Here is a 9,167-nt window from a genome sequence, read left to right as displayed (position 1 = left end):
GGGGGGGCGCCGCCCCCCCCCCGCTCGCGCGCGCGGCGGCCCCCACCCCTCGGGTCGTGCCGGGCGGGGACACGGTAGGGATTTGGACAACCACGGAGCGCCAACCCCCTGCCTGAGCATCGCCTCGCCGGGGCGGGAGGGGCTGGCGGGAACACGCGGGGCCGTCCGAGCCTTGAACCGGTAAGGCGTCCGGCACGTCGGACGGAGCGGCCCGCGCGTGGCGAGAACTGTGAGGTCCCGGCCACCGCACCGTGACATCGATGTGACGGCCGCATGAAACGGTTTGCCGAACATGCGTAGGGTGCAGAGAACTCATCAGGAGGACGGCGACCCGAAACGGGCACCGCGGCGGTAGACGACGGGTGAAGGAGGGAGCCGGAGCGATGGGCGACCACAAAGATCAGCACCTCCGGGTGGGCGCGGCCGTACGGCGCCGGCGCCGGACCCTCGACCTGACCCTCGCCGTGGTGTCCGAGCGCAGCGGCCTGTCCGTGCCCTTCCTCAGCCAGATCGAGAACGACCGGGCGCGGCCCAGCCGCAGCTCCCTGGAGAAGGTGGCCGACGCCCTGCGCACCACCGCCGTGGAACTGCTCGCCGCCGCCGACCCCGCGTGCAGCGTCGACGTGGTCCGCAACGAGGACCCCGACCCGGAGCTGGCGCCCAAGGTGCGCTCGCTGGTGCGCGGGCACCACCAGATGCACGCCTCCGAGTTCACCGGCGACCATGACGCGGGCCGCGAACTGCAGTACCGCAACGACCAGTTGATGTTCGTCGCCGAGGGCGCCGTGGAGATCGAGGCCGAGGGCCGCGCCTACCGGCTGGGCCGGGGCGACACGCTGTACCTCACGGGCGGCGTGCGGCACCGCTGGCGGGCCACGGTGCCCGACACCCGGCTGGTCGTGGTCGCCGTCGCCGAGCACATCGAGGCGGTCCGGGAGGGACCCCGCCGGTGAGGGTGGTCTCCCTGGTGCCGTCCCTGACCGACGCGGTGGCCCGTACGCTCCCCGGTGTCCTGGCCGGTGCCACCGACTGGTGCACCCACCCGGCCGGGCTCGACGTCGTACGCGTCGGCGGCACCAAGAACCCGAAGACCGACCGGATCCGCTCCCTCGCCCCCGACCTGGTGATCGCCAACGAGGAGGAGAACCGCGCCCCCGACCTGGACGCCCTGCGCGAGGCGGGCGTCGAGGTGCTGGTGACCGAGGTGCGCACCGTTCCGCAGGCGTTTACCGAGCTGGACCGAGTGCTGACCGCCTGCGGTGCCCCCTCCCGGCCCCGGTGGCTCGACGAGGCCGAGGCGGCCTGGTCCGCTCTGTCGTCCCCGCCGCCCGGGGAGCGCCGCACCGCCGTGGTGCCGATCTGGCGCCGGCCCTGGATGGTGCTGGGCCGCGACACCTTCGCCGGCGACGTGCTGTCCCGCCTGGGCGTCGACCACCTCTACGCCTCCCACCCCGAGCGGTATCCGAAGATCCCCGTCGAGGAACTGCGGGCGGCCCGCCCGGACGTCGTGGTCCTGCCGGACGAGCCGTACCGCTTCACCGCCGACGACGGCCCGGAGTCCTTTCCCGGCCTGTCCTGCGCCCTCGTCGACGGGCGGTACCTCACGTGGTACGGGCCGTCACTGGCCGAGGCGCCCCGGTCACTGGCCGCGGCGCTGCGAGCAGCACACCGCTGAACAGGCCGCGCGTCGTGTGCACGGCGGCGACCGCCCAGGCCGTGACCAGCACGGCGTACAGGACGACCGTGAGCCCGTCGTAGACGACGAGCCCGGTGTGCCGGGCCAGGGCCTCCGCGCCGGTGACACAGGTGCCCACCGGGAAGGTGAACGACCACCACGTCATCGAGAAGCCCATGCCCTCGCGCCGCGCCCGCACCACGTGCGCGGTGGCCAGGCACAGCCACATCAGCGCGAAGCCCGTCACCGGCACGCCGTACAGCACGGCGAGCACCCCGAAGCCCTCGGCGTACGGCGCCGGGACGACGCCCGGGGCGACGTCCGCGAACTGGCCCACGGCGGTCGTCGACTGCCCGAGCGGGCCCAGGACCAGGAACAGCGACGGGGTGAGCGCGAGCGGCAGCGGGCCGCCGGTGAGCAGCCGGCCGAAGATCACCGGCAGGGTCACCAGGGTGGCGAGCAGGCTGACGCCGAACAGCGCGACGCAGGCGAGCAGCAGCGTCTCGCGGGGCTGTCCGGGCGGGAGGTGCGGGACCAGCAGCGGACCGACGGCCGCCGACACCATGGGCGCGACCAGCGGCAGCAGCCACACCGGGCTGGCCTGCCCCGGCTCCACCCGGTGCCGTACGGCCATCAGGTACGGCACGGCGACCGCCGCCGCGAGCCCGATGACCGTACCTGCGGTGAACAGCACGGCGTCCAGGGCGACCGCCGCCGAGGTGCCGATCCAGTCCCGGCCGACCGTCAGGGCGCCGCCGCCGACGGCCAGCAGGGCCATCGACAGGCAGCCGTAGAACGGGGCCGCGGCCGGGTCGAGGAGATGCGCGCGGGCCTGGTCCCGGTGGTGGTACCAGTGCAGGGAACGGGCCACGAGCAGCGCCGCGAGGAGGACGAGGGACAGGGCCCAGAACGCGGTGCATACGGTGCGCAGCCCGGGTATGTGCCCCGGCAGCGCGGCTCCGGCGCTGCCGACGATGGCGGTGCCCATGACGCAGGCGTACCAGTTGGGCCCGAGATGGCGGACGGCCGGGACGCGCCGGGTGGGGGCGGCGGCGGGGGAGTGGGGCTGGGCGACGGTGACCATGTGTCCACGATCATCGCGGCCGAAGCCGCTGACCAGGGACCATGTCTCTATGAGGGCATAAGCTGGGGTTATGAGCAGGAGCAGTGCGGAGGGTGAGCAGGCCGGTCAGGGCGGTCAGGGTGTGCCGGGTTCGTTGGCGCACCGGGTGCCGGACCTCGGCGCGATGGAGCTGCTGCTGGCGGTGGCCCGGCTGGGCAGCCTCGGGGGTGCCGCGCGCGAGCTGGGCATCACGCAGCCGGCCGCCAGCAGCCGCGTCCGGTCGATGGAGCGGCAGCTGGGGGTCGCGCTGGTGGACCGTTCGCCGCGCGGCTCCCGGCTGACCGACGCGGGCGTGCTGGTCACGGACTGGGCGCGGCGGATCGTCGAGGCCGCCGAGGCGTTCGACGCGGGCGCGCAGGCGCTGCGGGACCGGCGGGACTCGCGGCTGCGGGTGGCGGCGAGCATGACGATCGCCGAGTACCTGCTGCCGGGCTGGCTGGTCGCCCTGCGCACCCAGCTGCCCGACACGGCGGTCTCCCTGCTCGCCGGGAACTCGGCGACGGTGGCGGCGCGACTGCTGGCCGACGAGGCCGATCTCGGGTTCGTGGAGGGCGTGAGCGTCCCCGCGGGCCTCGACTCCGCGGTCATCGCCCGCGACCGGCTGATCGTCGTGACCGCGCCGGGCCACCCGTGGGCCCGCCGCCGGCGCCCGCTCGAGGCGGCGGAACTGGCGGCGACCCCGCTGATCCTGCGCGAGAAGGGCTCGGGCACCCGGCAGGTCCTCGACGCGGCCCTGGGCGGCCTGGCCCGCCCCCTGATCGAGCTGTCGTCCACCACGGCCGTGAAGGCGGCGGCGGTGAGCGGCGCCGGCCCCTCCGTCCTCAGCGAACTCGCGGTGGGCGAGGAACTCACCACCCGCCGCCTGGTGAGCGTCCCCCTCGCGGACGTCACCCTGGCCCGCGACCTACGGGCGGTATGGCCCACGGGCCATCGTCCGACGGGACCGGCACGGCAGTTGCTTTCGCTGACGCGGGTGTAGCGGGCGCGACACGCCCTCGTCCCGGGGCTCCGGTGGTGGGGTGCACCGGGGTGCGGGCCTCGGTCTGTCCCGTGCCCGACGCGCCCGGTGCTGGGGAGGCTCTGCCACGTGTGGTGTGCCGCGGGCCGCCGCGGGCGCCGGTCCGTCCCGCCTCCGGGGCGTGCCCGGGCGCCGGGTGCCTCGGGGGCGCGCACCCGGTTCTGGGCCGGTCAGGAGGGGCGGGTCGCCTCCACCAAAGCCCGCATCACCCGTACGTCCTCGCCCATCTCCGGGTGCCACTGCACGCCCAGGACCCAGCCGGGCGCGGACGGGAGTTCCAGGGCCTCCACCGTGCCGTCCGCCGCGTGGGCCGACGGGGTGAGGCCGGTGCCGAGGCGGTCCACCGCCTGGTGGTGGTAGGTCGGGACGAAGGTCTCCTCGGGGACCACACCGGCGTACAGCGTGCCCGGCACCGGCTTGACCGGGTGACCGCCGAAGGCGCCCACCACCTCGGCGTGGCCCTCGATGTGCTGGACGAGGGTGCCGCCCAGGGCGACGTTGAGGAGCTGCATGCCGCGGCAGACGCCCAGCAGCGGGACGTGCGCGGCCAGGGCCGCCTCGATGAGGGCCAGCTCCCACGTGTCCCGGGCGCGCGCGGGCGGGCCGGTGCGCGGATCGGGCTTCGCGCCGTAGCGGACCGGCTCCACGTCCGGGCCGCCCGCGATCACCAGCCCGTCGAGGCGGGCGAGCGTCGCCGCGGCGTGCTCCGGCGCGTCCGGCGGCAGCATCACCGCCAGACCGCCCGCCCGCTGCACCAGCCGCGGATACCCGGCGGGCAGCAGCGCCGCCTCCAGTTCCCACACGCCCCAGCGCGCCCCGGTCTCCAGGTACGTGCTGACGCCGATCAGCGGTCTGTCCGTCACCATCCGAGCCCTCCGCCTCCCGCTATGGACCGTCCTCATACCTTTGCCCGCGCGGGACACACTCGCGCGGCACACTCACGTCAGGAACCCCCGCAGCAGCGCCGCCGTCCCCGCGCAGTGCTCCCGCGTGATCTCGCGGGCCGCGTCCGCGTCCCCGTCGAGCACGGCCTCCACCAGCGCCGTGTGCTGCCGCTGCGAGTGCTCCAGGTTGCGCACCAGCAGCGGCATGCAGTCCAGCAGGTCGTTCAGGGTGGCCCGGACCGCCGCGTACTGCGCCGCGAGGGCCGTCGACCCGCACAGCTCCGCGAGGGTGAGGTGCAGCCTCGTGTCCAGCCGCCGGTACTCCGCCAACGGCGCGTCCCGGGTCGCGGCCAGCGACTCGCTCAGTCGCGCCGCCCGGCCGTCGGTCAGCCCGTGCGCCGCGCACAGCCCGGCCGCGCCCACCTCCAGCACCTCACGGAAGCGCAGCACGTCCTCGATGTCGACCCCGGCCACCCGGCGCCGCAGTTCGTCCTCGCCGCCGGCGTCCGCACGCGGCAGCACGAACGTTCCGCCGTACCGCCCGCGCCGGGCCTCCACCAGCCCCTGGTCCTGGAGCACCCGCAGCACCTCGCGCAGGGTCACCCGGCTGATCCCGAGCCGCTCCGCCAGCTCCCGCTCGGCCGGCAGCCGCTCGCCCCCGGACACCAGGCCCAGCCTGACCACCTGAAGGATCTGCTCCAGCGCCTCCTCGAAGCCGTTGCCGGCCCGCACCGGCCGCAACACCGGTGCGAGCCGGTCCGTCACGCTCCCCCCGGTTTCCTCCGGCATGCGGCCGCGCCCCCTTCCCAACCAATGGTTCCCGGCAATACCTTATGGCTCCCGGCCAAAGGAGGCTCTCCCCGTGCCAGACCGCACACCCCCGCTCGGGGTCGAGGCACTGCACGCCCTCGTCGCCGCCGGTGACATCGACACCGTCGTCCTGGCCTTCCCCGACATGCAGGGCCGCCTCCAGGGCAAGCGGTTCGCGGCCCGCTTCTTCCTCGACGAGGTCCTGGCACACGGCACCGAGGGCTGCAACTACCTCCTCGCCGTCGACGCCGACATGAACACCGTGGACGGCTACGCGATGTCCTCCTGGGACCGCGGCTACGGCGACTTCGCCATGCACGCCGACCTGGCCACCCTGCGCCGCCTGCCGTGGAACGAGGGCACCGCGATGGTCGTCGCCGACCTCGCCTGGGAGGACGGCACCCCGGTGCTCGCCGCGCCCCGCCAGATCCTGCGCCGCCAGCTCGAACGCCTCGCCGGCCACGGCCTGACCGCGCGGGCCGGCACCGAGCTGGAGTTCATCGTCTTCCGGGACACCTACGAACAGGCCTGGGACGCCAACTACCGCGGCCTGACCCCGGCCAACCAGTACAACATCGACTACTCGGTGCTCGGCACCGGCCGCATCGAGCCCCTGCTGCGCCGCATCCGCAACGAGATGGCGGGCGCCGGCCTCACCGTCGAGTCCGCCAAGGGCGAGTGCAACCCCGGCCAGCACGAGATCGCCTTCCGCTACGACGAGGCCCTGGTCACCTGCGACCAGCACGCGGTCTACAAGACGGGCGCCAAGGAGATCGCCTCGCAGGAGGGTATGTCCCTCACCTTCATGGCGAAGTACAACGAGCGCGAGGGCAACTCCTGCCACATCCACCTCTCCCTCGCCGACGAGGACGGCGCCGCCGTCATGGCCGGCGACCAGCAGGGCGGCATGTCCGAGGTCATGCGGCACTTCCTCGCCGGACAGCTCGTGGCACTGCGCGAGTTCTCGCTCCTCTACGCCCCCCACATCAACTCGTACAAGCGCTTCCAGCCCGGCTCCTTCGCGCCGACCGCGGTCGCCTGGGGACACGACAACCGCACCTGCGCCCTGCGCGTCGTCGGCCACGGCCGCTCCCTGCGCTTCGAGAACCGGCTCCCCGGCGGCGACGTCAACCCGTACCTGGCGGTCGCGGGCATGGTGGCGGCCGGACTGCACGGCCTCGAACAGCGGCTGGAGCTGCCCGAACCCTGCGCGGGCAACGCCTACACCGCCGACTACGCCCACGTCCCCACCACCCTGCGCGAGGCCGCCGAGCTGTGGGAGAACAGCACCCTCGCCAAGGCCGCCTTCGGGGACGAGGTCGTCGCCCACTACCGCAACATGGCGCGCGTCGAGATCGACGCCTACGACGCCGCCGTCACGGACTGGGAACTGCGCCGCTCCTTCGAACGCATGTGAGGCACCCGTTGTCCGACCTGCCCGACCTGTCCGACCTCTCTGGCCCGTCCGCCGAACTGCCCGACGTACTACGGGTACTGAACCCCGCCACCGAAGAGGTCGTCGCCACCGTCCCCGCCGCCTCCGCGGCCGACGTCGACGCCGCCGTCGTACGGGCCGCGCGGGCGCAGACCGCCTGGGCCGCCCTCGCCCCCGGCGACCGGGCCCGGCTGCTGCGCCGCTTCGCCGCCACCGTCGACGAGCACCTGGAGGAACTGGCCCGGCTGGAGGTCCGCGAGGCCGGGCACACCATCGGCAACGCCCGCTGGGAGGCCGGCAACGTCCGCGACCTGCTCGACTACGCCGCCGGGGGAGTGGAACGGCTCACCGGACGCCAGATCCCCGTGCCCGGCGGCCTGGACGTGACGATCCTCGAACCGCTCGGCGTCGTCGGCGTCATCGCCCCCTGGAACTTCCCGATGCCGATCGCCGCCTGGGGCACGGCACCGGCGCTCGCGGCGGGCAACGCGGTCCTCCTCAAGCCCGCCGAGACGACCCCGCTGACCGCGCTGCGGCTCGCCGAACTCGCCCTGGACGCGGGACTGCCCGAGGGGGTGTTCCAGGTGCTGCCCGGACACGGGCCGGTCGCGGGCGACGCGCTGGTGGAGCACCCCGGCGTGGCGAAGATCGTCTTCACCGGGTCCACCACCGTGGGCCGGCGGGTGGCCGCCCAGGGCGCCGCGCTCCTCAAGCCCGTCACCCTCGAACTCGGCGGCAAGAGCCCCAACATCGTCTTCGCCGACGCCGACGTGGAGGCCGCCGCGGCCGCCACGCCCATGTCCTTCCTCGACAACTCCGGCCAGGACTGCTGCGCCCGCACCCGCATCCTCGTCCAGCGCCCGGTGTACGACCGCTTCCTCGCCCTCCTGGCCCCGGCGATCGAGTCCGTCCGCGTCGGCGACCCGGCCGACGAGGGCACCGACATGGGCCCCCTGATCTCCCGCGCCCAATTGGACCGCGTCCGCTCCTACGTCCCCGACGGCGCCGACGGCATCCGCGGCAAGGCCCCCGAGGGCGGCCCCGGCTTCTGGTTCCCGCCCACGGTCCTCACCGGCGCCGACCCGCACGCGCGGGTGGCGGTCGAGGAGGTCTTCGGGCCCGTCGCCGTCGTGCTGCCCTTCGAGGACGAGGCCGACGCGATCCGCCTGGCCAACGCCACCGACTACGGCCTGTCCGGCTCACTGTGGACGCGGGACGTCGGCCGCGCCCTGCGCGTCTCGGCCGCGGTCCGCGCCGGGAACCTGTCCGTCAACTCCCACGCCAGCGTCCGCTACTGGACACCGTTCGGCGGGTTCAAGCAGTCCGGACTCGGCCGCGAACTCGGCCCGGACGCGCTGACCGCCTTCACCGAGACCAAGAACGTCTTCATCAGCACCGCCTCGTCGAGCACGGAGGGCCCCGCACAGTGAGCGAAGAGATCGTCTGCCGCAGGCTTGTCGGCCGTACCGCCGTCGTCACCGGAGCCGGCAGCGGCATCGGCCTCGCGACCGTCCGCCGGCTGGCGTCCGAGGGCGCGCACCTCGTCTGCGGCGACGTCGACGAGACCCGGGGCAAGGCGGCGGCCGAGGAGGTCGGCGGGACCTTCGTCCAGGTCGACGTCACCGACCCCGAACAGGTCGAGGCGCTGTTCGGTACCGCGTACGACACCTACGGCAGCGTCGACGTCGCCTTCAACAACGCCGGCATCTCACCGCCCGACGACGACTCGATCCTGGAGACCGGCCTGGAGGCGTGGAAGCGCGTCCAGGAGGTCAACCTCACCTCCGTCTACCTGTGCTGCAAGGCGGCCATCCCCTACATGCGGCGCCAGGGCCGGGGGTCCATCATCAACACCGCGTCCTTCGTGGCGCGGATGGGCGCGGCCACCTCCCAGATCTCGTACACCGCCTCCAAGGGCGGCGTCCTCGCCATGTCCCGTGAACTGGGCGTGCAGTTCGCCCGGGAGGGCATCCGCGTCAACGCGCTCTGCCCGGGTCCGGTCAACACCCCGCTCCTCCAGGAGCTGTTCGCCAAGGACCCCGAGCGGGCCGCCCGCCGCCTGGTGCACATTCCGGTCGGGCGGTTCGCCGAGGCCGAGGAGATCGCCGCCGCCGTCGCCTTCCTGGCCAGCGACGACTCCTCCTTCGTGAACGCCACCGACTTCCTGGTGGACGGCGGGATTTCCGGGGCGTACGTCACACCGCTGTAGATCACCGCGCGCG

Annotated in this window: 9 protein-coding genes; 6 read left to right on the top strand and 3 right to left on the bottom strand. The window is 74.1% G+C overall.

Features of this window, described 5'->3' with window-relative positions:
* The first annotated feature begins 383 nt into the window (after positions 1-383).
* Complete coding sequence (locus tag ACFC1X_RS32550; RefSeq protein ID WP_376360675.1) at positions 384-953, top strand: helix-turn-helix domain-containing protein; 570 nt, start codon at positions 384-386, stop codon at positions 951-953.
* The gene (locus ACFC1X_RS32545; protein ID WP_376360672.1) at positions 950-1,675 is read left to right on the top strand and encodes a helical backbone metal receptor; all 726 of its coding nucleotides are present in this window, start codon (positions 950-952) and stop codon (positions 1,673-1,675) included. The genes ACFC1X_RS32550 and ACFC1X_RS32545 overlap by 4 nt, the downstream gene beginning before the upstream one ends.
* Here ACFC1X_RS32545 and ACFC1X_RS32540 read toward each other — a convergent pair.
* The gene (locus ACFC1X_RS32540) at positions 1,602-2,759 is read right to left on the bottom strand and encodes a TDT family transporter (protein WP_376360669.1); all 1,158 of its coding nucleotides are present in this window, start codon (positions 2,757-2,759) and stop codon (positions 1,602-1,604) included. The genes ACFC1X_RS32545 and ACFC1X_RS32540 overlap by 74 nt on opposite strands.
* Before the next feature lie 70 nt (positions 2,760-2,829).
* On the opposite strand from ACFC1X_RS32540, the gene ACFC1X_RS32535 reads away from it, so the two are divergent.
* Positions 2,830-3,777, top strand: coding sequence for a LysR family transcriptional regulator (locus tag ACFC1X_RS32535; protein WP_376360666.1), 948 nt, complete (start codon positions 2,830-2,832; stop codon positions 3,775-3,777).
* 209 nt (positions 3,778-3,986) lie between these two features.
* Here the strand turns inward: ACFC1X_RS32535 and ACFC1X_RS32530 are convergent, their stop codons facing one another.
* Positions 3,987-4,679, bottom strand: coding sequence for a gamma-glutamyl-gamma-aminobutyrate hydrolase family protein (locus tag ACFC1X_RS32530; RefSeq protein WP_376360696.1), 693 nt, complete (start codon positions 4,677-4,679; stop codon positions 3,987-3,989).
* A gap of 75 nt (positions 4,680-4,754) precedes the next feature.
* Positions 4,755-5,489 (bottom strand): FadR/GntR family transcriptional regulator, encoded by a 735-nt coding sequence (locus ACFC1X_RS32525; RefSeq protein WP_376360663.1) that lies wholly within the window; start codon positions 5,487-5,489, stop codon positions 4,755-4,757.
* 73 nt (positions 5,490-5,562) lie between these two features.
* Between ACFC1X_RS32525 and ACFC1X_RS32520 the strand changes: the two genes are divergently transcribed.
* The 3 genes from ACFC1X_RS32520 to ACFC1X_RS32510 are packed head-to-tail and all read left to right on the top strand — an operon-like array spanning position 5,563 to position 9,154.
* The gene (locus tag ACFC1X_RS32520; protein WP_376360660.1) at positions 5,563-6,927 is read left to right on the top strand and encodes a glutamine synthetase family protein; all 1,365 of its coding nucleotides are present in this window, start codon (positions 5,563-5,565) and stop codon (positions 6,925-6,927) included.
* 8 nt (positions 6,928-6,935) lie between these two features.
* Positions 6,936-8,375: an aldehyde dehydrogenase family protein gene (locus ACFC1X_RS32515; protein ID WP_376360657.1), complete on the top strand. Its 1,440-nt coding sequence runs from the start codon at positions 6,936-6,938 to the stop codon at positions 8,373-8,375.
* Positions 8,372-9,154, top strand: coding sequence for a 3-oxoacyl-ACP reductase (locus tag ACFC1X_RS32510; protein ID WP_376360654.1), 783 nt, complete (start codon positions 8,372-8,374; stop codon positions 9,152-9,154). The genes ACFC1X_RS32515 and ACFC1X_RS32510 overlap by 4 nt, the downstream gene beginning before the upstream one ends.
* Positions 9,155-9,167 lie beyond the last annotated feature (13 nt).

Source organism: Streptomyces sp. NPDC056128 (genome assembly GCF_042263835.1).
Lineage (GTDB): Bacteria > Actinomycetota > Actinomycetes > Streptomycetales > Streptomycetaceae > Streptomyces.
This window is presented reverse-complemented; position numbering and strand designations above follow the sequence as displayed.

Excerpts from the sequence above, each read along its gene's own strand:
- ACFC1X_RS32525 (WP_376360663.1), bottom strand. The coding sequence starts at position 5,489 with ATGCCGGAGGAAACCGGGGGGAGCGTGACGGACCGGCTCGCACCGGTG.
- ACFC1X_RS32535 (WP_376360666.1), top strand. The coding sequence starts at position 2,830 with ATGAGCAGGAGCAGTGCGGAGGGTGAGCAGGCCGGTCAGGGCGGTCAG.
- ACFC1X_RS32550 (WP_376360675.1), top strand. The coding sequence starts at position 384 with ATGGGCGACCACAAAGATCAGCACCTCCGGGTGGGCGCGGCCGTACGG.
- ACFC1X_RS32540 (WP_376360669.1), bottom strand. The coding sequence starts at position 2,759 with ATGGTCACCGTCGCCCAGCCCCACTCCCCCGCCGCCGCCCCCACCCGG.